Annotated in this window: 14 protein-coding genes; 5 read left to right on the forward strand and 9 right to left on the reverse strand. The window is 59.4% G+C overall.

Annotated features, from left to right (window positions below):
- Positions 1 to 162 precede the first annotated feature (162 nt).
- The 3 genes from M3089_RS15815 to M3089_RS14365 are packed head-to-tail and all read left to right on the forward strand — an operon-like array spanning position 163 to position 3,466.
- Positions 163 to 291 (forward strand): hypothetical protein, encoded by a 129-nt coding sequence (locus M3089_RS15815; RefSeq protein WP_262922184.1) that lies wholly within the window; start codon positions 163 to 165, stop codon positions 289 to 291.
- Between the two features lie 45 nt (positions 292 to 336).
- Positions 337 to 2,115, forward strand: coding sequence for an McrB family protein (locus M3089_RS14360; RefSeq protein WP_249084839.1), 1,779 nt, complete (start codon positions 337 to 339; stop codon positions 2,113 to 2,115).
- Positions 2,116 to 2,122: 7 nt separating this feature from the next.
- Entirely contained in the window at positions 2,123 to 3,466 is a 1,344-nt protein-coding gene (locus M3089_RS14365; RefSeq protein ID WP_249084840.1) for an McrC family protein, read from the forward strand.
- 149 nt (positions 3,467 to 3,615) lie between these two features.
- Here M3089_RS14365 and tsaE read toward each other — a convergent pair whose 3' ends face one another.
- The 7 genes from tsaE to M3089_RS14400 all read right to left on the reverse strand — a co-directional run bounded on the left by tsaE (position 3,616) and on the right by M3089_RS14400 (position 14,924).
- Positions 3,616 to 4,029, reverse strand: coding sequence for a tRNA (adenosine(37)-N6)-threonylcarbamoyltransferase complex ATPase subunit type 1 TsaE (tsaE, locus tag M3089_RS14370; RefSeq protein ID WP_205108005.1), 414 nt, complete (start codon positions 4,027 to 4,029; stop codon positions 3,616 to 3,618).
- A 1-nt stretch (position 4,030) separates the two neighbouring features.
- Complete coding sequence (porX, locus tag M3089_RS14375; protein WP_249084842.1) at positions 4,031 to 5,599, reverse strand: T9SS response regulator signal transducer PorX; 1,569 nt, start codon at positions 5,597 to 5,599, stop codon at positions 4,031 to 4,033.
- Positions 5,596 to 8,532, reverse strand: coding sequence for a type IX secretion system periplasmic lipoprotein PorW/SprE (gene porW / locus M3089_RS14380; RefSeq protein ID WP_449566842.1), 2,937 nt, complete (start codon positions 8,530 to 8,532; stop codon positions 5,596 to 5,598). The genes porX and porW overlap by 4 nt, the downstream gene beginning before the upstream one ends.
- 4 nt (positions 8,533 to 8,536) lie before the next feature.
- Positions 8,537 to 9,343: a metal ABC transporter permease gene (locus M3089_RS14385; protein WP_249084844.1), complete on the reverse strand. Its 807-nt coding sequence runs from the start codon at positions 9,341 to 9,343 to the stop codon at positions 8,537 to 8,539.
- On the reverse strand, positions 9,340 to 10,602 hold the full coding sequence (locus M3089_RS14390) for a 3-phosphoshikimate 1-carboxyvinyltransferase (RefSeq protein WP_249084846.1): 1,263 nt from the start codon (positions 10,600 to 10,602) through the stop codon (positions 9,340 to 9,342). Before M3089_RS14390 ends, M3089_RS14385 begins: the two co-directional genes overlap by 4 nt.
- A 374-nt stretch (positions 10,603 to 10,976) precedes the next feature.
- Complete coding sequence (locus M3089_RS14395) at positions 10,977 to 11,567, reverse strand: lipocalin family protein (RefSeq protein WP_249084849.1); 591 nt, start codon at positions 11,565 to 11,567, stop codon at positions 10,977 to 10,979.
- 93 nt (positions 11,568 to 11,660) lie between these two features.
- Positions 11,661 to 14,924, reverse strand: coding sequence for a coiled-coil domain-containing protein (locus tag M3089_RS14400; protein ID WP_249084850.1), 3,264 nt, complete (start codon positions 14,922 to 14,924; stop codon positions 11,661 to 11,663).
- Positions 14,925 to 15,954: 1,030 nt separating this feature from the next.
- On the opposite strand from M3089_RS14400, the gene amrB reads away from it, so the two are divergent.
- Positions 15,955 to 17,469 carry an AmmeMemoRadiSam system protein B gene (gene amrB / locus M3089_RS14405; protein WP_249084852.1) on the forward strand — a complete coding sequence of 505 codons (1,515 nt, stop codon included), beginning with the start codon at positions 15,955 to 15,957 and terminating at the stop codon, positions 17,467 to 17,469.
- Between the two features lie 18 nt (positions 17,470 to 17,487).
- Entirely contained in the window at positions 17,488 to 18,519 is a 1,032-nt protein-coding gene (amrS, locus tag M3089_RS14410) for an AmmeMemoRadiSam system radical SAM enzyme (protein WP_249084854.1), read from the forward strand.
- Positions 18,520 to 18,685: 166 nt separating this feature from the next.
- Here amrS and M3089_RS14415 read toward each other — a convergent pair whose 3' ends face one another.
- Positions 18,686 to 20,122: a sialate O-acetylesterase gene (locus M3089_RS14415; RefSeq protein ID WP_249084856.1), complete on the reverse strand. Its 1,437-nt coding sequence runs from the start codon at positions 20,120 to 20,122 to the stop codon at positions 18,686 to 18,688.
- 107 nt (positions 20,123 to 20,229) lie between these two features.
- A complete protein-coding gene (locus tag M3089_RS14420) occupies positions 20,230 to 21,645 on the reverse strand; it encodes a glycoside hydrolase family 28 protein (RefSeq protein ID WP_394802295.1) in 1,416 nt (471 codons plus the stop codon).
- Positions 21,646 to 22,280: the final 635 nt, after the last annotated feature.

Genomic DNA, 22,280 nt, shown 5'->3' on the forward strand with positions numbered 1-22,280 from the left:
TCTTTGCATAATACAAGCTGCACTCGGCAATCAGTGAGCAAGCTCACATTGCACTCGTTTGCAGTGCATTTTCATTTTCAAAGGCCATCGGTGCCGGCGGCTCAGGTCGCGCCCAGCCGGGGCTTGCAGCCCGGATGCCGGGGGCAGACAACTTGGCAGTATATGGCCAAGACAAACAGTGTCATCAGACAGAAAGGCGTATGGCTGGCAGCAACGGCGCTTGCCGGTTGCTTTGCAGCGGCCGGCTCGTCCGATTCGGACAGCCCCGGAGGCCAGGGCCGGTGGCTCTGACAATGCCGAGGGCGCGGCTTTTTGAATTATCATAGAATGCGGTGTATGGAAAAGGAATCGTTGAGGCAGTTGTGCGGCCGTATTGATGTAAACCGCCAATGGCACGACTCTTACGTGAGCTTCGTGCCGCGGTTTGTTGCCGAGGCACAGGCCGGCAAGCGGTGGGAAGATTGGGACAAGGGCGTGTTCTACGAGTATTTTGAGCGCTCCCAAGGCCAGTGTGTGGCCAGCGTCGCCCAGAAATACTTCACCCGCGACGACCGGGCACGGCTCAAAAACGCATGGCACGAGGTGGCGCCGCTGCTCAAGGCTATAGCCGAACACCAGGACGAGCCGCAGTGGGAGGCATACAGGCAGTTGAAGAAAGTGGTGCGCGCGCATACAGCGCAAGACCTGCGGGCGGCCACCAACCGCCTTGTGGCCGGCCTGCAGCCAAGGCTCTTGTGCTCTATCGTGGCCGAGCATCAGCTCGAGGAGCTGTACATGCTGTTGGGCCGCCACGTCAGCGACAGGCTGCCCGAGTACAGGAAGGGCGACTGGTTTGCCAACAGCTACAACATCACGCGCCTGTTTTGCGATGCACTGCAGCCAGCCGACCCGATGGACATAGTGACTTACCCGTGGCAATTGCTTGAATATCTGCGGGACAAAGACAACAAACAATACCTTATGGACAATTATATCGAAGAGAAGGCACAGATGCTCGAGAGGGTGAAAAACATGGTGCTCACCGGCCCCCCGGGCACGGGCAAGACATATCTTGCGCGCCGCATGGCAATGAAGCTGGTGGGAGTGGACACCGACGAGCAGCTCGCGGCCAGCGGCCAGTTTGGCTTTGTGCAGTTTCATCCCTCATACGACTACACCGACTTTGTGGAAGGGCTGCGCCCCGTGCAGTCTGACGACAACGGAAACGTGGGCTTCGAGCTGCGCGACGGAGTGTTCAAGCAGTTTTGCCGCAAGGCCATGGAGAAGGGAAGCATGGCCCGCCTTGATGAGGCCATAGAGCGATTCAAGGACGACTGCAGCGAAACGCCCGTCAAGGTGAAGAACAAGAGTGGCTACGAATTCTCGGTGGCTTACCGCGGCGGGGTCACGTTCAGGGTGCGCTCCGACAAGAGCGAGGCTGCCGAGGGGCGCGACTTCCCGGCCAACATCGACTCGATAAAGCGGCTCTACGGAGGCCGCAAGGACGGCATTTACAACATGGCATACGTGAGCAACATACTGCAGCACCTGAAAGACAACTATGGTGTGCCGGAATACAAGGCCGACATGGCCGACAGGAAATATGTGTTTGTGATAGACGAGATAAACCGCGGCGAGGTGTCGAAGGTGTTCGGAGAGCTCTTCTTTTCCATCGACCCCGGCTACCGGGGCCCGCGCGGCGCCGTGGCCACGCAGTATGCCAACATGCACGAGGGCAGCGAACTGTTCTATGTTCCGGCCAACGTTTACATCATTGGCACCATGAACGACATAGACCGAAGCGTCGAGAGCTTCGACTTTGCCATGCGCCGGCGCTTTGCGTGGGTGGAGGTGACTGCCGGGGAAAGCGCCGTCAACATGCGGTTGCCGGCCGACGTGGCCGAAAGGATGGGGCGGCTTAACGATGCCATCTCCGAAACCGAAGGCCTGGGCAGTGCCTACCATGTGGGCGGGGCCTACTTTCTGGGCACCGACGGGCGCCCCGACACCGACATCAGGGGCGTGTGGCGCTTCAGGATAGAGCCGCTGCTCAGGGAGTATCTGCGCGGACTGCCTGCGGCCGACGCCAAGCTCGAGGCCTTGTGCACGGCGTTCATGGATGGCGGAAAGGGCTGAGAGGGCAATGGAGAGGCTGTATACCACCGACAACAACGGCGGCAGTATGGAGGTGCCGGCCGGGTGCCTGGCCGACCTCGAGGCCATTGGCAACGTGCCGTTGGCCGAGCTTTGCGAGCGCAACCCGGGCCTGCTCGTCTTTCCCGACGACCTTTCCGACAGTCGCGACGGCATTGGCGGAACGCCCGTGTTCACCATTGGCGGCGGCCGCCTTGCCACGGCCAATGTGATGGGCTTCGTGGGGCGCAATGCCACGAGGCTGAACATAAGGTCGCGCTTTGCCCGCGACGATGCCTCCGACTATTTCCTTCACTACATGCTGGGCAGGGTGTTTGATGCCAACATGCTCGATTTCGACCAGTCGGCAGGCGGCTTAGGCATGATTGACTATCTTGACTGCCTGTTTCCATGCTGCCTCAGGCGGGCCTGGGCCCAGGGCGTCTACAGGGCGTACGTGGGCCGGCAGTGCAACGACGCGGGCGTCAAGGGGCGCATAGACATGGCGCGCCACCTGCGCACCAACATGCCGTTCAGGGGCAGCGTGGCCTACACCATGCGCGAATACAGCGCCGACAACAGCCTCATGCAGCTTGTAAGGCACACCATCGAGCACCTGAAGGCTAAGCCGTTGGCGCGGGCCTTGCTTGCGGCCGACAGCCAGACGAGGAGCATTATAGACACGGTGTGCCACATCACCCGGCCCACATACAGCCCGCGTGGGCTGCGGCGGGTGGTGGAGGCCAACCTCAAGCCGCTCTCACACCCCTTTTTCACCGGTTACCGCACGCTGCAGCGCCTGTGCCTGCGCATACTGGCCGGCGACCGCATGGCCTATGGCAGCAGTGACGACAGGGTGGGCGGGTTGCTGTTCGACGGCGCGTGGCTGTGGGAGGAATATCTGGCCACGGTGCTAGCCGGAGGCTTCATCCACCCCGAAAACCGCACCGGGCGCCACAGGCAGTACCTGTTCGACGGGTTCCAACCCATCTATCCCGACTTCATGAGCCGCACCCAACCGTGCGTGGTGGCCGACGCCAAGTATGTTCCGCTGGCCGGCAAGAGGGCTTACGGCGAGGATTCGACGCAGGCAACAGCCATATATTACAAGACCATAACGTATATGTACCGTTTCGGCTCGACCCGCGGCATGCTGCTCTATCCGCACCCCGGCACGCTGTCGGAAGACGTTTACGCCATAAAGGACACCGCCGGCAGGCTATGCAAACTGGGCATGGCCATAGCGCAAGATGCCGGCAGCTTTGACGACTTCTGCAGCGCTATGGGCCGCAACGAGGCCGACCTGCTTGGCCGGATAGCCGGATTTGCGCGCGGTGGAGCCGCCATGTGGTAGCGTTGGGCTTGTGCCGCCATGGCCGCCGAAGGCCTTCCGTGTGCTTTTTTCGCATTGGTGAAACAGAAAGGCAACCCCACGGTGCATGCTGGATGCACTCTGTAGGGTTGCCTTTGCCTGGAGTTGGCGCGGCTGCGCCACGCCTTCGGTCAGAACGTTACCGTGCGGCTGCCGTCTTCCTTCTCTTCAATCCTCACGCAGGTGGCGTCGCCCGGCAGCAGCTCCTCTATCAGCTCGGGCCACTCTATGAAGCACAGCGCCCCGCTGTAGAAATAGTCTTCGTAGCCCATGTCGTAAACCTCTTCAATCTTCTTTATCCGATAGAAGTCGAAATGGTATATTAGCTCGCCCGAAGGTTCGGCCCTGTATTCGTTTACTATGGCAAATGTGGGCGAGGTAATCACGTCGTCCACTCCCAGTTCCTCGCACACGGCCTTGATGAAAGTGGTCTTTCCCGCCCCCATCTTTCCGTAAAAGGCAAACACGTTGCCGTTGCCCATGTTGTCAACAAACTGCCTTGCGGCATTGCGTATGTCCTCAAGTCTGTCTATTCTTATTTCCATCTTATCTTTTTTTTCCATTCATTGTTATTATCGGTATGATCATCTCTTCCATCGAAATACCACCGTGCTGGAAGGTGTCTTTGTAGTAAGAGACGTAATAGTTGTAGTTGTTCGGGTATGCAAAAAAGGAGTTGCCGGTGGCAAAGACGTAGCTCGTGCTCAGGTTGGGCGCGGGCAGTTGCACCTTGGCGGGCTCCTTAATGGTGAACAGGTCTTTGTCGGAGTAGCCCAGGTTTTTGCCGAGCTTGTATCTCAGGTTGGTGTTGGTGTTGCGGTCGCCCACAATCTTGACCGGCTTGCTTACGCGTATCGAGCCGTGGTCGGTGGTGACCACGACCCGGCAATCGGTCTGTGCCAGTTGCTTGAACAGGTCGGATATGACCGAGTGGCGGAACCAGCTGAGCGTTATGCTGCGGTAGGCCGACTCGTTGCTGGCCAGTTCGCGCACCATCTTCGACTCGGTGCGGGCGTGGCTCAGCATGTCGATGAAGTTGAACACAACCACGTTCAGCGCGTTGTGCCCCAGCTGGTTGAACTTCTGCATAAACTTCTCGGCACCGGCCGAGTCGTTGATTTTCGTATACGAGAACGTGTGGTGGCGGCGGTACCGCTCCAGTTGCGTCTTTATGAGCGGGCCCTCGTTGAGGTTCTTGCCTTCCTCCTCGTCTTCGTCGACCCACAGTTCGGGAAACATTTTCGCAATCTTGTTGGGCATGAGTCCGCTGAAGATGGCGTTGCGGGCGTACTGCGTGGCCGTGGGCAGTATGCTGAAGTATAGGTCTTCGTCGATGTCGAAGAGGTCGCCCAGCTCCCTGGCTATGATGCGCCACTGGTCGTAGCGGAAGTTGTCGATGACCACCATGAACACCTTCTCGCCCTTGTCGAGCAGTGGGAACACCTTGCGCTTGAACACCTCGGGGCTCAGCGTGGGGCGCCCTTCGGCCGTGGCCCCGGGCGTGAGCGATGCTATCCATCCGGCATAGTTGCCCTTGATGAACTTGGCGAAGGCGTTGTTGGCCTCTTCTTTCTGCATCTGCAGCATCTCGGTCATGTTGCTGTCGGTGCCGCTAAGCTCCAGTTCCCACCTCACGAGCCGCTTGTACAGCTCCGTCCAGTCGGTGTGGCTCCGGCACATGCCAATCTGCATCGATATCTGGCTGAAGTCTTGCTGGTATCCGCTTTGCGTCACTTCGGCCACTATTTCCTTGCGGTGTATGTTCTTCTTCAGCGTCAGCAGAATCTGGTTGGGGTTGACCGGCTTTATCAGGTAGTCGGCTATCTTCGAGCCGATGGCCTGGTCCATGATGTTCTCCTCTTCGCTCTTGGTGACCATGACCACCGGCACGGCGGGCATGATTTCCTTGATTTTCTGCAGCGTTTCGAGCCCGCTGAGGCCGGGCATCATCTCGTCGAGCAGCACGAGGTCGAAGTTTTGCGTGCGGCATTGGTCGATGGCGTCGGTGCCGTTGGTCACCGTCACCACCTCGTATCCTTTCTTCTCGAGGAATAGGATGTGGGCCTTGAGCAGCTCTATCTCGTCGTCGGCCCAAAGTAACAGTCCGTTGCTCATTGGTAAAAGTCGTCTCCAAAGTCGAAGCCGCCGTCGTATTGCGGTTCGTTGTTGTTAATGATGTCTTCTTGTTGCTGCCCTTCGGCGCTGTCGCTTTCGGGCTCTTTCTCTTGCTCAACGCTCTCGGGCATGTTTAGAAGTTGCTCCTTGCTTATGCTGATGGGCGCGAGCGCGTCTTCAAAGAACTTCTCATACTCGTTGTAGCTGTACTTCGTGCCGAGCAGCTTGAGGTTTTCCTGGCTGATGATGATTCTCCTGCAGCCTTTCACCTTGGCGGCCATGGCCGGGTCGGCATACAGGTGGCGGGCATACTGCAGGGCCTCGTCGTAGCTCAGGAAACCGCTTATCATCAGCCTGCAGATGCCGTTGTCCTGGTCGACGGCAATGTCGAAGTTGCGCACGAGGAAGTTTGAGAAGTTGTATTTGGCCATGTCGTAGAGCAGCTGGTTGGCGTCGACAGAGTCGGGCTGGTATGCCAGCAGGAACACGAAGCCGGTGAATCGCTCCGTGCTTAGCGTGTCGTTGGCCGTCGAGTCGGTCTCTGCCAGGGTCACGCCTCGGCGCGACCATATATCGCCTATGTCAAACTTGCCGCCGTGGAGCGCCCTTCCGGCCTGAACGCCCTTTATTATCATGCCGGCCATCTCGGCCACTTCGCTCTTCGGGTATTCCTCCACCACCTTCTTCATGTTGGCCACGCACGCATCGGCATCGCCCTCGTTGAGCATGCCAAGGCCTTCTATGAATATGAACTTGGGTCGGTTGGCACCCAGGGGGAACCGCTCTGCCGAGATCTTCGCGTTGGCCTTGACCTCGCCGAAGCGGTCGGCCTTGAAGGCTTCATACGTGGCTGCGTATATAGAGTCTTCTATGTGTACGCCGAACTTGGCGTTTTCGGCAAAGTAGGGGTCGCTCAGCAGCGTTGTCCAATTGCTGTTCGGAAAGTCGGCCTTCAGCCTTGCAAGGCAGTTGTCGGCCATGGCCTTGTTGCCAAGGCGAGAGTAAAGCAGGAACAGGTGGTACCAAGCCTCGTCGTTTTTCTCGTAGTCTTGGTATTGCGAAGTGAGCCTGGTGAGCACTTTCTCGCTCAGCTTCAGGTTGTCGAGCTTGTCTTTGAAGATGACGCCCGAGTTGAAAAGGCCGTCCTTTATTATGTTGTCGCTCTCGGCTTTCTGCTCTTCTGTAAACGGTATTTGCGCCAGGTAGTATTCCCGTGTGTGCGGGTCGTTGGCGGCAGAGTCGGCCGGAGCGCCATCGGCGGCGGTGCTGTCGGTTGGTGCCCCGTCGGTGGCGGCCATTCCGCCTTCGGCGTTTGCCGCCAGCGAGTCGGCTGGTTGCTCGCCGGCCGCAAGGTTCACCACCGTCTGGTTTATACGTTGCCAGTTGTCGACATTCTCACGCTTGCCCCACTGTTTCTGGAATGCGGCCTTGCCTTGGTTGACGGTCATGGGGTTGTAGAAGTACCAGGTGCCTCCCTTCTGTTGCTGTGTCGACGTCAGCCTGTTGCCGGCCAGCTGGTTGCCCACGGCGCCCTGTTGTTGCAGTTGCTGCTCGGCGGCGGCCTCCTGTGCGGCCCGCTTCTCCTCCTCTTCCTTCTTCTTGAGCTCTTCTATCACCCTGTCTATGGCCTTGTTGCGCTCGGCCTCGGGCAGCTTTGCGAGCACTTGGAGCGAGTCTTGCAGGTAGACGGCGTCGGTGAACGGCACCAGTTCGTCGAGCACCTCCGACCGTTTAGACAGCAGCGCGTAGTCGGGCCTGTCCTTGTCGAGCAGCCCGATGGCCTCGCCGTAGCACCTCTGGGCGTCGTTGTACTTCTCCCTGGCCCAGTATAGGTCGCCGAGTTTCAGCAGCAGCACGCCCTTTTCGATGCCGCTGCGGGTCGATTCCTTGTTGCCTCGCTCATACGCCGAGATGGCGTTCAGCGTGTCTCGCCCGGCCAGGTAGATGTTGCCGATGGCGTAGTACACCTGGTCGAGGTAGTCTTTGTTCTTGTCCGACTTGGCCATTCGGCGCAGCCGCTTTATCATTTGCTTCGAACGGCCCCCTGCCATGACCTCGGTCTGGGCTATGCGGGCGTTGAACTCCACTTCGTAAGGCGGGTTCTGCCTCACCACCTTGCCGTAAGCCTTGTATGCCGCCTGCCTGTTGCCGAGCCGCGTCTGCAGCTGTCCCATCAGAAACCACTCGCGGGCTTTCTGCTTCTTGCGCCGTTCGTGCTTGATGACCTTGGCAAGGTATTTCACGGCCTCGTCGTATTGCTTGCTCCGTATGTAGTAGTCGGCATAGGTGTAGTCCCACTCTTTCACGGCCTTGTAGTGCATGGTGTCGCGCTTCATCTTCGTTATCACGTCTTCGGCGTCGTAAAGCCAGTCGAGCTCGGTGTAGCATTTGGCGAGCCACGCCCTTGCTATGCCGTTTATCTGCGGCTGTGTGGCGTACAGGCGCGACATGTATGAGAACGTGGCGGCGGCTTCGTCGAACTCTCCTTTCTGGAATTGCGACTTGCCCATTAGCAGCCATGCCTTCCACAGGAAGGGGTTGTATTCCTTTCGGTTGAGCCATTCTATGTCCTTGGCAGTCTTGCGCCGGCTTTTGTTCCATGTGGGCCTGCGCTTTATGCTGTGCTGTTTTATGGCTTTCTCCGACTTTTCTATGGCTCTGTCGAAGTTGCCTTTGCCCAGCTCTCGGCTGGCTTTGTTGCCCACGGTATATAGCGGAATGATTTCCGTGAAGTTGTCTTTGTTGCCGTTTTCTTTCTCTAGCGAGCCCTCGATATAGGCCTGGCTGCCGTTGTAGTAGGTGTTGTAGCGGGCGGTGAACGAGTGCCACCATCGCGTGTTGGCTGTGTTTTTCTTCGTGGAACACCCTGCCGCCATCATTATAGCGATGGCGGAAAGCACTATGGCGATATGTCGGTTGGCAGATGTTCTCACTATATTACATAAACTTTGCCGCTGCCGTTTTTATTGTCTTCAGGGCTGCATAAATGATGATTGACACGAATATTATTGATGCTCCCGACGGTACGTTGAGCCAATACGAGACGGCCAGGCCGCCAGCGCAGTATGCCATGCCGAACAGAATGCTCAGTGTGGCCATGCGCGGAAAGCTGTAGGTGAATATGCCGGCGGTGAGTTGGGGCATTGTCAGCAGGCTTATGGCGAGCACGATGCCCACAAGCCTGAGCGTGGCCACTATGGTCATGGCTGTCAGTGCCATCATGATGTACTCAATGGCCGGCACGGGCAGCCGCAGCGAACGGGCGAACACGGGGTCGAACGCGGTGCAGACAATGGTGCGCATGAGCAGGGCGAACGTGGCCACGACGGCCGCCGCGACAATGCCGAGCACCCAAAGGTCGCCCGGCCCGATGGCCAGTATGCTGCCGAAGAGGTAGGACGAGAGGTCGGCCACGAAGCCCGGAGTCATGAAACTGAATATTATGCCAAGGCTCATGCCGAACGTCCAGAACACGGCGATGGCCGAGTCTTCGCGTATCCGCCCCCGTGCAGACATCCATTGCACGCCGCACGCGCTCGCCACGGCAAAGGCCATGGCTGCCAGAATGGGGTTGACGCCGAAGTAAACGCCCAGCCCGATGCCGCCAAACGATGCATGTGTGATGCCGCCGCTTATGAGAACGAGCCTGCGGGCTACGATATAGGTGCCCACAAGGCCGCAGGCTATGCTGGCGAGCAGGCTGCCCAGCAGAGCGTTCTGTACAAACGAGTATTCCAGTATCATGCTTCCTGCCCGGCCTCCTCGACGGTATATCCGGCGCGGCGCAGGTCGTCCCAGAAGTGAGGGTACGACTTTGACACCACCTCGGGGTTGTTTATCCGAAGCCCCGGGTGGCGCATGGCCAGCGGCGCGAATGCCATTGCCATGCGGTGGTCGTCGTATGTGTCGATGGCGGGATGTGTTTGTGCCTCGCATCTCTCGCCCTTCCACGTCAGCTCGCGTCCTTCGACGTCGTGAAGCACGTAGCCCAGCTTGCGCATCTCGGTCTTCAGGGCCTCTATCCTGTCCGTTTCCTTAATCTTGAGCGTCTGTAGTCCGGTGAAGCGGAACTTGATGTCCATGGCCGCGCAGCACGCCACGAAGGTCTGGGCCATGTCGGGCGAGTTGACGAAGTCGTACTCCAGCCGTGGCAGCCTGTGCCTGGTGTGCCTCAGCCGGATGGTCGTTGGCAGTCCCTGCTCGGTGCAGTCGAACGTTGTCTTCACCCCCAGCAGGCTGAATATGTAGCGCGCCGACGAGTCGCCCTGCATGCTCCCGTCGGCCAGCCCGGCCAGTGCCAGCTCGTCGTCGCGGTTGTTGCTCAGCGCCATCATCTCATACCAGTATGAGGCGGCGCTCCAATCGTTCTCTATCAGCCACCTCCGCCCGGTGTAGGGCTTGGGCTTTACGGTTATCGTATCTATGTCGTTCCACTCGGCCTCTGCACCGTAGGCATTCATCAGCCACAGCGTCAGGTCGATGTACGGGCGTGATATTATCTCGCCGGTGAGCCTCAGCTCGAGCCCTCCGCGCAGCACGGGCCCGATCATGAGCAGCGCCGAGATGTATTGCGAGCTCACGTTGCCGGCTATTACCAGCGGGCCTCCGTCGAGCCGCTTGCCCGTTATTCGCAGCGGGGGGTAGCCTTCTTCGCCCGCATACTCTATTTCGGCGCCTATGTAGCGCAGTGCATCCACGAGCACCCCTATGGGCCTGTGGAGCATCCGCTCCGTTCCCGTTATGGTGTGTACGCCCGGTGTCACGGCAAGGAAGGCCGTCATGAACCTCATTGCCGTGCCTGCCGCCTTTATGTCAATCACTTCAGGCATGTCGTTCAGTGCCTTTACTATGACCTCGGTGTCGTCGCAGTCCGACAGGTTTTCGGGCATTGGCCCGCCTCCGGCCAGTGCGTGTATGATGAGTGCCCTGTTGCTGATGCTCTTCGATGCCGGCAGTGTTATCGTGGCGTTGAGCTTTTCCGGTGGATAAATGATGTATTGCATGGGCAAGTGTTTTTGTTTGTTCCTGATTGTACTTATTGATTGCAAAGTTAATCAATAAAATTTGCACACGCAAATCCGTCGTGCAAAACTTTGCAAACGCCCCTGTCGCGGTTTGCGCTGCTTGCGGTAGCGTGGCGGAAAGGTGCCGGGGCGCTCCAGGACGCAAAAAATGGCACCATGCTCCGCCCGCCGGCGGTGGTGCCATCTCCTCTTAAATGTACTCTATATGTTTTGTGTTGTTACCCTGGTACAATCGGATTACATACAATATATTAATGTGATTACGCGTTAGATTTCTTTGAGTGGTATGAAAAGTCATTATCATTTCCCTTGCCGGCCGGTGCATGTAGGTCTACGGCTCCGTTGGCTTTCTGTTATATGGTGAGCAATCCCGATGAGCGGGTGTAGCCCATCACCGTGTCGTTCACCTCTATCCTGAGGCTGTCGGAGGCGAGAAGCACTATTCGGGTGCGTGCCGGTTTTTCGGTGTAGTCGGTTCCGTCGGGCATGATGTAGGTAAGCACCAGCCTTCCGTTGGCTATCCGCCACGTCCTGAGAGTCAGCTTCCCGGTTCCCACCGAGCTTGCGGCGCCGTCGGGCGCCAGCCGTAGTCCGTTGCCGCTGCCGTCGTCGCAGAGCCACAGCCCGACGAGTTGCGACACGTTGACCCCTGCCACCATGCTCCGTCCGCCGTCGTCGAGCACCATGGCGAGCGTGTCGCCCCGTGTCAGTTCGCCGGCGATGGCCTTGTGCTCGGCGGCGTTGGCCACGCCAACCGTAATCAGGCTGCTGTCTGCCAGCAGGGCCACGCTTATGCTGTCGTTGCCGGTAGACTCAATCCTGGCGTATACCGTAGGGTCTTTTATGGTTGCGGCCTTCCTGCGGGCCGCGTCGTTGCTGCGCTTCTGTGAGCATCCGGCAAGCACCATGGCCGTCAAGGCCACGATCATGAATGCATTTCTCATAAGTCAAGAGTGTTATTTAAAAGAGAGGATGGGGCTTCGTCCGAGCAACCCATCCCCTCCTTTTGTGATGTCAGTGAGCCAAAGGCCGCATTGTTACATGTTGGCCTTGACAGTCACGGTGAATGTATATTCGGTCACGGCACCCCATACGTCGGTGACAGTGAGCTTGAAGTCGACATCCGTGTCCTTCACCATCGAAACCTTGTCGTCGGTCACCAGGGTGTAAGTACCGTCGCCATTGCTCCTTATTTCCTTGAACAACGCGTTGTTGCTGTCGTCAGCCTTGGCGAACTCGATGCTTGTGTTGGCGATGCGGGCGTCTCTGTTCTCGAAGAAGTTTACGCGCGTTGCCGTTGCCTCCTTCGGGTCGAGGGCGTCGAAGTAAGAGTTGTTTATCGTCACACTCTGGCGGTAGTCAACGCTGATTTCGTCGTTCTGCATTCCTTCGTAGGTCTTGCCGGGTATGTAGTCCTTCGTTCCGAGGATGGCATATCGTATCGGCGAGAGGAACTTAATCTGGAATTCGTCGGCGAATCCGCCTTCACCGTTGTAGCTGATGAGGTTTGGCAGTCCGTAGAACATTATTCCGCCTGTCATCGTGTAGGTGTGCTCCTCGTTAGCCTTTTGGTTGATGGCGGCGTTGGGCACATACATCACGTAGTTGGATGCAGCCGGCATCTGCGTTGGCAAGAACTTGTGGTTGGCCTCGCCCGGTGCATACGACTCGCTGTCGTTTAGCTTGAATGAGTACGGGTCGCCTGCAGTGGGGAATCCGTTGTCAATCTGGTAGAACGAGCCGCTGAGGTCGTACCATCCCGTTGTGTTGGTTGCGTCGTTCTTGTCGGGTGTGGCCCATGCGATGGTGAGCTTGTCCTCGGTGTCGAATGCAGCCTCGATGTGCCATGGGCTTGGCTTACCTGTCGGTACGGTCATGGTGAAGCTGATGTTCACAATGTTCACCTTGAAGCCGTTGCGGTCGAAGAACGTCAGTGTGATGTTGTACTCATGGTCGAGCTCGAGCGTGCTCGGGTCGTACGACAGTTGCAGCTGCTTGATCTTGTCGAGTGTCGAAGTGTTGAGCGCTCTCCTTGCGGCCCCTACCGTGACAGCCTCGTAATTGGTGCCCTTGTCGGCGCTGTTGAGGTTGATTACGGCACCTTTTATGTCGGCGTCGTCGTTGCCCACGGTAGCCTCCACATAGTAAGCCTCCTGGCTCCAGGTTGTTCCGTTGGAGCTCTTCTCGCCGTTGACGAATGCGAACTTGCCGAAGTCGTCAGAGTATACGGCCTGTGTTGTCGAGCCCGTCGGGGCCATTGTCAGCGAGGTGTTGTCCTGTCCCCACAGCGTCTGGTTGAATACCAGCTTCTTGTCGATGGCGCTCACCGATCCGTTGTAGTTCCAGATGTAGTAGCGCAGCGTCACGGTGTAGTTCTTGTAGCTCTCCGGGCAGGTCACGTTTATGGTGTCTTCCTTGCCATAGTCGTTGGCGGCGAGTATGGTGTACAGCTGACTGTTGGCTTCGTTGAACGTCTTCACGCCGTCGGCCAGGGGCTTGCCCTCGCTGTTGACCACGCTTACGCACTCTACGAACTTCTTGTAAACGCGCTTCCCGTTGGTGCTCAGCCTCAGCTCGCCGTTAAGTGCCGAGAACTGGATGTCGATGCCGTGGGCCGGGTTGTTGTCAAGGTTGTCTCCATGGCCAATCACGTCCATGTCGATGCTTGAGGCTGCCGTGGCGGCCTGCGGCACCTTGTTGATGGCATAGTGAGAGTATATCTTCTTCTGTATCTTCACAATATTGCCCTCTGCGTCGAGCGTGTCCTGCTCATAATTGGTGGTCAGTGCATAGAGGGCCTTGGCTTCCACGCGCTTCGTCGGGTCGTCGGTAGACGACGTGATACTGTTCACGGGCAGTTTCCACAGTCCGTTCTTCGACGTCGTGGCGCGCGTTTCGATGAGGTGTCCCTCTGCCGGCTTGGCCACGCCGAGGCTGTATATGGTGTTGCGGTCGCCCAGGCTGTTCTCAAGGTTGATTACGGCTGTCGACGCATCGATGTCGGTCGGGTTTACCGTGGCGTATATCTCGCCGGCATATTCCTGTATGTTGTAGTGGCCCACCGTCAGCTTTGCATATCCGCTATAGCCTTCGTAGGGGAATATGGCCGTCTTCTTCTCGGCGTCGTCCTTGGCGAACACTGCCCCGGCCGTGCCCACCTTTGCAAACACGTTGTATTCGGTGGCATCCTGATAGATTATTCCCGTGATGAGATTGTTGACGTTGAAGTTGAGCAGGCTGTTGATGTTGGCCAGCTTGACGTTGACCACCTTGAGGTCATCCTCGATGCCTTCGACCGTTGTCTTAAGGCTGCTTACATCATCCTTTATCAGTTCGTCGGCTGCAGCATACTCCTTCTTCAGATCCTCTATGGCCGTGTCTACAGAGCTTATGCCGCCAAGTGCCTCTTCCACCTTCTTGTCTGTGTATTCCTTGGCGCTTGCCAGGGCTTCGTCGGCAGCGGTCTTCAGCGGTTCGAGCTCTTTCCTCAGGTCGTCTATCTCCTTCTGGTTGGCTTCGATAAGCTGCCTGAGCGCGTCGTCTTCGGCGCCGAGTGCCTCGAGCGCTTCGCTGTTGCTCTTTTCAAGGGCATCCAATGCATTCTCCTGGGCCGTTATCCTCGACGCAGCGTCTTCGGCCGTCTCTTTCACCTCTTTGAGCGAGCCTTCGATGACGTTGAGCTGACTGCTCAGCGTCTCGTTGATGGTCTGCAGGTCGTCGGCCACCTCTGCAGCCTTGTCGGCAGCGTCTTTTGCGGCTTGCGAAGCCTCGGCGGCGCTCTTGCTTGCCTGCTCAGCCAGCGTGTAAGCGTCGTTCGCGCGCGATGTCGCAGCGTCTATTCCGTTCTGCAGTTCCTCGTCGGCCTTGAGCAGAGCCTCCACAGTCTTGCCCTGCTCGTCGATGATGCTGTTGGCCTTGTCCAAGGCCTCCTGCAGTTTGGCCGATGCCTCTTCCACGAGCTGGCGGGCAGCATCGATGGCAGCGGTCTGTGCTTGCTGTGCCTGAATCTCGGCGTAGCCCTGTGCGTCGTTGGTCGCGTTCATGATGGCGTCGTTCAGAGCCTGGTCGGCCTTCTTGTAGGCCTCGTCAAGGCTTGACGCCTGTTCTTTCAATGCGGCAATCTCATTTTCGGCATTGCCGAGCTTCTCGTCGACCAGCGAAGACAGGTCTGTTGCGTTTGTTGTAATCTGACCACGGAGCTCGGTGATGTCGTCATCGTAGTCTTTACAAGAAACGAACGTACTTGTCGAGGCCGTGACGAGGGCTCCGAAAAGCAGTGCACTAATAAACTTTCTTTTCATACGATTAATTATTAAATAAGAAACTATATTTATTCTCGCTGTTCCATGTGCTTGAAAAATGTCCGTCTCTTATGGAGAGATTGTCGCTGTTTTGGTCCCGGGTTGAGTGTTAGGCCGTGGCAGAGTTGCGCTATGGTTTGCCGTTGGGCTGCTTCAGTCTGTTTGCTGAGGCTTTTGTGTGTTGTCTGAAAGGGTATTAGGGCTGTGTGGCCGGTGGCTTTCATCCATGTGGCGTCCATCATCCGGTTGTGTTTTCATGCCCGGGCGGTTGACTTGTATAGTACTAATGTTTGGCTTCGTTTTGCTCAACTACTGTTTAGTAAAATAGTCTTTAAGCGAAAAAAAGACGTCGAAATATTTGTGAGTTTATTGGATTAATTGTATCTTTGCAGCGAAAATACCATCTCTCCATAAGAGAAACTTACATTCCCACCGCTCTTGTTCGCCATCACCAATATGCCTCCGGGCTATAGCCATGGGCAGGCTTTTGCGGCCGTCGAGCCCCGAGCCCGCCGCAATGCCGGCGGTATCTTTTGTTTACACTGGCAGGGCGGCCCCGCCGTCGAGCCTGTTTGGCCCTGCCGTACGGCCCGTCTTGCATTGCCGTACGGCCCGTTTTGCACGGTCATGGCGGCCGTTTTGCAAAGCCATGTCGGCACAGGGCGCAAGTGGCTGTGACTCAGTGGCTTTGGCCAATGATCCCCACCGGTCGGCCGTCGTAGGCATTTTCTTACATTTTCTTGTCATTGCAATTTGCCGAAACCACGTCCATAGGCGGCATCAGGCGCCGCGGACGTGGGCGGGCTGAGGCTTTTTGAAACAAAAAAACGGGCTGGGCGATACATCGTATCCTAATATTCTGTATCTTTGTCAGTGGGCCGGTGAAGCCGGCCTGAGCCCCGCCTGCGCCCCCGCCGTGCCGCGCCCCATCGGCCGCCACGGCCGTCGGCCCCCTTGGCAGTGGCAGTGCAGGCGGGCCCGGGCGTGGCCGAGGGGCGCCCGGCAAACACTTGTTGTCATGCAAAAAATAGTGAAACTGTTAATACTGTTGTTCATCATGGCTGTAAACATTGGTTGCACCGAGCCTCAAGGCGAGGCAAGGTGCAGGCCCGCAGCCGTGGCCGGGCAGTTTTATCCTGCCGCGGCCGATACGTTGCGGGCCGAGGTTGAAGGGTTCATCGGCATGGCGGGCTGCAGCGCCCGCGGCGATGTGCAGGCCGTCATAGCGCCCCATGCCGGTTACGTATTTTCCGGCCGGACGGCCGGTCTGGCCTTTGCGCGCATATCGCCCGCCACGCGCTACGAGCGCATCTTCCTGCTCGGGCCGAGCCACCGGGCCGCTTTCGACGGCGTTTCGGTTGAGCTCGGCTATGGCGCCTATGCCACGCCGCTGGGCCGGGTGGCTGTCGACACGGCCGTCTGCCGCAGCCTGGCCGGGGCCGACAGTCTGTTTGACTTCCTGCCCGAAGCCCACCAGGGCGAACACTGCCTCGAGGTCGAACTGCCGTTCCTGCAGGTAAGGCTCGACAGCATGCCGCCGGTGGTGCCGCTCATCGTGGGCACGGCCGACATGGGCAGGCTGCGCCGTGTGGCCGATGCGTTGCGCCCGTATTTCACGGCTGCCAACCTGTTTGTCGTGAGCAGCGACTTCTCTCACTATCCGGCTTATGCCGACGCCGTTGAGGCCGACAGGCAGACGGCCGACGCGGTGCTCACGGCATCGGCAGGCGCCTTTGTCGAGGCCTTGGCCGGCAATGCGCGCCGCGGCGTGCGCAACCTTTACACCAGCGCCTGCGGCCAGTCGCCCATAGCGGTGCTGCTCATGCTCATGGAGGGCAGGCCCGACCTGTGCATCGAGCACCTGGGTTACAGCAACTCGGGCGACTCGCCTTACGGCGACACCGCCCGCGTGGTGGGCTACCACGCCTTTGCCGCCGTCGGCCGCGGGGCCGTCGGCCGCGGGGCCTCGGCCGGCGGGCCGTCGGCCCACGGCCGCTTTGCGCTCACCCGGGCCGAGAAGTCTGCTTTGCTTGCCATTGCGAGGCAGAGCATAGCCGACAGCCTGGCCGGACGGCGCATCCGGCCCGTCGACGAGGCCCTGCTGACGCCAGCGCTCAAGGCCCGTTGCGGTGCCTTTGTGACGCTTAGCGCCGGCGGCAGGCTGCGTGGCTGCATAGGAAACCTGGTGGGGCGCAGGCCGTTGTGGCAGACGGTGGGCGAAATGGCGCGCGCCGCGGCCTTCGACGACCCGCGCTTCAGTCCTGTCGGCGCCGCCGAGCTGCCGGGCATAAGCATCGAGGTGTCGGTGCTGTCGCCCCTGCGCCGCGTGGCCTCCGAGGCCGAGGTGGAGCTCGGCAGGCATGGCATACTCATAGTGAAGGGCGGCCGCTCGGGCACGTTCCTGCCACAGGTGGCCACCGACACGGGCTGGACGCGCGAGGAGTTTCTGGGCCACTGCTCGCGCGACAAGGCCGGACTGGGCTGGGACGGCTGGCGCGACGCCGAGCTGTATGTGTATGAGGCCGACGTGTTTGGCGAAGACTGACAGCGGGGGGAGCGCGCCATGACAAGGCTGGATGATGGCTTCCCGATGCGCGAGGCCGAATATTGGGAGTGTTGCGGGGGCGGGGCGGTGAGATGCCTGCTGTGCCCCAACCGGTGCACCCTGGGCGAGGGGCAGCGCGGACTGTGCCGCAACAGGGTGAACCGCGGCGGCCGCCTGCTGGCCGAGGCCTACGGCAGGGTGTGCGCCTTGGGCGCCGACCCGGTGGAGAAGAAGCCGCTGCTGCATTTCATGCCGGGCTCTGAATGCTTCTCTATCGCTGCGGCCGGCTGCAACCTGGCGTGCCTCAACTGCCAGAACCACGCCATATCGCAGGCTGCACCGGCCGACGTGCCGTCGCGGCGACTGCTGCCCGCCGACGTGGCGGCCATGGCCGTGGCCTGCGGGTGCGGCATTGTTGCCTACACTTACACCGAGCCGCTCACCTACATTGAGTACACCCGCGATTGCGCCGAGCAGTGCCGCCAGCGCGGCCTGCGCAATGTGCTGGTCACGGCAGGCTACGTATGCAGTGAGCCGCTGGCCGGGCTGCTGCCGCTGATCGATGCGGCCAACGTCGACCTGAAGTCGTTTTCCGATGCGGTCTACCGCCGGGTGAGCCGCGCCGCGCTCGCCCCCGTGCTCCGCACGCTCTGCATGATGCGCGACGCGGGCGTTTGGCTCGAGGTGACCAACCTTGTGATACCGGGTGTAAACGACGACATGATGCTCGTGGCCAGCATGTGCCGGTGGCTCGCGGCCAACTCACTCGGCAGTGCCCCGCTGCACTTCAGCCGTTTCTTTCCGTGCCACCGCATGTCCGGGGTGCCGCCCACGCCGGTGGCAACGCTGGTCGAGGCGCGGCGCGTGGCGCTCGATTGCGGAATCAGGCATGTGTATATAGGCAATGTCGACATGCCCGGCGCGGCCGATACCGTTTGCCCCCGGTGTGGCGCGACGCTCATCAGGCGCTGCGGCTATGCCGTAGACACGGCGGGGTTCGACGGCCTCTGCCCCCGGTGCGGCCAGCCTGTGGCCGGCGTGTGGCATTGACCACCGGGCGTTGAAGGGTGGGGGATGTGGCCAAACAGGCCGTCCGGCATTGCCGGACGGCCTGTTTGGCCTTGTGATATGTGCCGTTTGGGAATGTCAAACGGCCCGTTTTGCAATTCGTTGTGGCCCAGAGTGTTGCGCGGGGCGGTTGCCGCCGTGGGCCGCTTCAGTCGCCGGCTTTCATCGCGGCGAACGGCACGGCAGGCAGCCCGGCCGAGTTTTCGAGGTTGGGCTGTGCCGTCTCCTGCCATCCGAAGCGCACGTAGCGTGGGCTGGCCACGTCGACGCTGTATGCCACCACGGTGCTGTCGCTCTGTATGTCGGCCACGGCGGGGTGGAAAATGCCGTCGTCGCCCGCCACCTCAAACCATCCGATGCGCTTCCCGTCGGCAGCCCTCAGGCTGTCGGCGCAGTGGCTGAAGGTCACGGTGAGCTTTCCGCCGGCGGCGCGGGCGGCCTTGAAGCGCGGCCCCGACCACTCAGTGCCACCGTGGCCGTAGGTCTTGGCCAGGGCCACGCGGGCCAGGCGTGCGCCCACAGTCCATTTGTACGACGGGTGAATGTCGTGGATGTCGTCCACAAGGTCGGTTATGCAGACATACTCGCAGTTGCCGGCCAGCTTGCCGGCGCGCTTCTGCTGTTCGCGAAACAGCGGCAGCGTCTCTGCCGTCTGGGGCCCGTGGTTGTGGCGGTGCATCCTGTCGGAGTAGACATGGGGCGCCAGCAGCACATAGTAGAAGGGCGCGTCGGGGGCGTCGAAGGCCTTGCGCCACCAGTCGGCCATCACTTTGAACTTGTCGGCGTAGCGCCTGTCGCCCGAGCCGCAGTTGTTTTCGCCCTGGTACCAGGCAAAGCCTCGCACGGCAAACGGCAAGAGCGGTTCGACGAACGTTGCGTACCACTGCCCCGGGCCTATGCCGTCGATGCGCCCCCGCTGCCCCATCTCGGCGGCAAACAGCGGCGACGCCTCGTAGGCGGCGCGCGGCGTCCATGTCTCTATGTGCGTTCCGCCGAGCGCGGCGGTGATGATGCCCACCGGGACGTTGAGGCTCCGCTGCAGCGAACGGGCGAAGTAATAGCCCACGGTCGACACGTCGGGCAGGCTCTCGCCGCTGGCCGGTGCCCAGGGCCGCTGGCCTTTGCGCGCCGAGACGTAGACGCGCAGCATGGCGTTGGCCGGTTTCTGCATCTCGACGATGGCCGAGTCGACACCGTGGGCCGGTGGCACGAAGGCCTTGTGGCGGCGCATGGAGTACTGCATGTTAGACTGTCCGGCGGCTATCCACACCTCGCCCACCACCACGTTGGTGTATTCAATGGTCTCGCGGCGGCCTTTTATGGTAAGCGTGCGCGGCGTGGCCGACGCCGCCATGGGCTTCAGCGTGACGCGCCACGAGCTGTCGGCCGCGGCGCGGGTGCTCGTTTTCTGCTTCCCGAAGGTCACTGTTATGCGCTCGCCCGGGGCAGCCTTGCCCCACACGGGCACCGGGCGCCCCTGCTGGAGCACCATGTCTGACGACAGTATGGGCGGAGTGCTTATCCGGGCATGTGCCGCCGCGGCCGCAACAATGGCGGCCATGATTGCCAATAATGTTCTTTTCATAGTTTGTGTAGTATGGTTGGTCGTGGTGCCGGGCCCGCCTCACGCCGTCGTGCGGCAGGCCCGGCGGGCTGCCGGCGCCCACAGGCAGGGGCGCCGGCTTGCGTTTTTCACTTGTCTTCCTTGCCTGCAAAGGCCTTCCACTTTATGTTCTTTGTGTTCAGGCCCTCCACGTTGGCAGCCCGTGTGGTGTATTTGCGCACGGTGTCCACCTCAAGGTTCTCTATGTTTACGTTCTTTACGGGCAGCCGTTTGTCGCCGTTTATCTCGTAAATGCCGTCGGCCTCATGGCATCTGACGTCGCGCATGAAGATGTTCCGTATGGCGGTGATGGAGTCTTTGTACGTTGGCACGAGGTCTTTCCATTGGTACAGCACGTCGGTGTCGACGGCAAAGGCCCGCTGCATGCGGTTTGCGCTGACGCGCTCCATGTAGATGTTCTCGATGAATGCGCCGCGGCGGTGGTTGGTCTTCAGGTAGAACAGCGTGATGACCTTGTCGTCCATCGAGCAGTCGTGCATGTAGACGTTGCGTATTCCGCCCGAAATCTCGCTGCCCACCACGAGCAGTCCGTGGGCGTTGCGCACGCGGCAGTTGCGCACCACAATGTTTTCTGTGGGGCGCCCTATGCGCCATGCGTCGTGGTTGCGGCCCGACTTGATGACCACCCCGTCGTCTCCCTGGTCGAAGAGGCAGTCTTCTATCAGGAAGTTGCGGGTCATCTCGATGTCTATTCCGTCGTTGTTGTGGCCGTGGGCATACACATCGAGGTTGCGCACCACGCCCCCCTCACAGCGGTACATGTGTATTGTCCAGAACGGGGAGTTGCGTATCTTGAACCCGTCGAGCAGCACGTTGCGGCACTGGTTGAAGTGAATCATGTGCGGGCGCAGGTGGTTTTGGCCCACGGCAGCCTGCCGCTGGGCCACGGGCGTGCCCCGGTAGCCCCAGTCGTAGAGCTGCTTGAGGGCCTCGAGGTGAGGCTTCGGGCGGCTGAACCACGTTTTCCAGGTGGTCATGTCGGGCGTGAGCTTGCCTCCTCCGGTGATGGCGATGTTCTCGCATTGGTAGGCATACACCATGGGCGAGTAGTTCATACACTCCAGCCCTTCCCAGCTCACCTCGACGGCGGGCAGAAACCGCTCCGGGTCTGACGAGAAGAGCACCGTGGCACCGTCGCTCAGGTGCAGCTCGCAGTTGCTCTTGAAGTGGATGGGGCCGCAGGGCCATACCCCGTCGGGCACCACCACGCGGCCTCCTCCGGCCTCGTTGCAGGCCTGCATTGCCCGCTTGAACGCCTCGGTGTTGGCCGTGGTGCAGTTTTCGTCGGTGTCGGTACCCTGCTTCTTTGCGCCGTAGTCGGCAATCGAGAAGTCGTTGTGCGGGAAGTTGTAGATGGCTATCGCCGGCATGGGGAACGGCGCCGCCACCTTGATTGAGTCGTACTCGGCAACGGTGAAGCTGCTGAGCGTCATGACGGATGCTACGCCTAGCAGCAGGCTCATGAGTGTCTTGGGTCTTTTCATTGTCGTTATTTTAGTTTCGTTTGCGTTTAGTAGCTTCGTCTTTGCCTGCAAAAATAGCATTATTTTGGCAGAAACGCCTCTTTTTCATTAATTTTAATGCACTGCGCCCTTTGGCCCGCCATGTTGCAGTGCCGACGTTGCCATGGGTTGGGCGGGGCTGGCCAGATAGCGTCAAACGTCGTCAGGATGGGGCGAAATGGCGGCGATGTGGCGACCAACGACGCGTGTTTGGCTGCCGAAATCTCGCTTTTAGAGAGAAATATTTGCGAAATAGAAAAATTTTTAGGCAAAAACGTGTTGATTTGAAATATTTTTTCGTATCTTTGCGACGTGCCATTGAGAAATAGATGAGCACCTTGTGATATTTTAATTCTATATTTCGGGCCAGCCGAGGCCCGGCTTTTTGGGAGAGCATGGGATATGTTCGACGAAGAGGCGTATTATATTTACTCTTTTCTTTATAATCTGAATTTAAGCCCGGAAGTCCGTGCGTTTGTGGCGGGGAGGAGACTCCGCAGAAGCAAATGCACGGGCTTTTCTTTGTGTGTTGGCCGTGATTGTCCGGCCGGTCGGGATGTAGTGCCAATGCGCTGATATGCAGGCAGTTGGCAATACGTGCCGTTTTGCGTTGCGAA

The organism is Marseilla massiliensis (assembly GCF_023336985.1).
Classification (GTDB): domain Bacteria; phylum Bacteroidota; class Bacteroidia; order Bacteroidales; family Bacteroidaceae; genus Prevotella; species Prevotella intestinigallinarum.

Excerpts from the sequence above, each read along its gene's own strand:
- porX (WP_249084842.1), bottom strand. The coding sequence starts at position 5,599 with ATGAGCAACGGACTGTTACTTTGGGCCGACGACGAGATAGAGCTGCTC.
- amrS (WP_249084854.1), top strand. The coding sequence starts at position 17,488 with ATGACAAGGCTGGATGATGGCTTCCCGATGCGCGAGGCCGAATATTGG.
- M3089_RS15815 (WP_262922184.1), top strand. The coding sequence starts at position 163 with ATGGCCAAGACAAACAGTGTCATCAGACAGAAAGGCGTATGGCTGGCA.
- M3089_RS14415 (WP_249084856.1), bottom strand. The coding sequence starts at position 20,122 with ATGAAAAGAACATTATTGGCAATCATGGCCGCCATTGTTGCGGCCGCG.
- M3089_RS14400 (WP_249084850.1), bottom strand. The coding sequence starts at position 14,924 with ATGAAAAGAAAGTTTATTAGTGCACTGCTTTTCGGAGCCCTCGTCACG.
- tsaE (WP_205108005.1), bottom strand. The coding sequence starts at position 4,029 with ATGGAAATAAGAATAGACAGACTTGAGGACATACGCAATGCCGCAAGG.
- M3089_RS14385 (WP_249084844.1), bottom strand. The coding sequence starts at position 9,343 with ATGATACTGGAATACTCGTTTGTACAGAACGCTCTGCTGGGCAGCCTG.
- M3089_RS14365 (WP_249084840.1), top strand. The coding sequence starts at position 2,123 with ATGGAGAGGCTGTATACCACCGACAACAACGGCGGCAGTATGGAGGTG.
- M3089_RS14395 (WP_249084849.1), bottom strand. The coding sequence starts at position 11,567 with ATGAGAAATGCATTCATGATCGTGGCCTTGACGGCCATGGTGCTTGCC.
- M3089_RS14360 (WP_249084839.1), top strand. The coding sequence starts at position 337 with ATGGAAAAGGAATCGTTGAGGCAGTTGTGCGGCCGTATTGATGTAAAC.
- M3089_RS14390 (WP_249084846.1), bottom strand. The coding sequence starts at position 10,602 with ATGCAATACATCATTTATCCACCGGAAAAGCTCAACGCCACGATAACA.
- M3089_RS14420 (WP_394802295.1), bottom strand. The coding sequence starts at position 21,645 with ATGAAAAGACCCAAGACACTCATGAGCCTGCTGCTAGGCGTAGCATCC.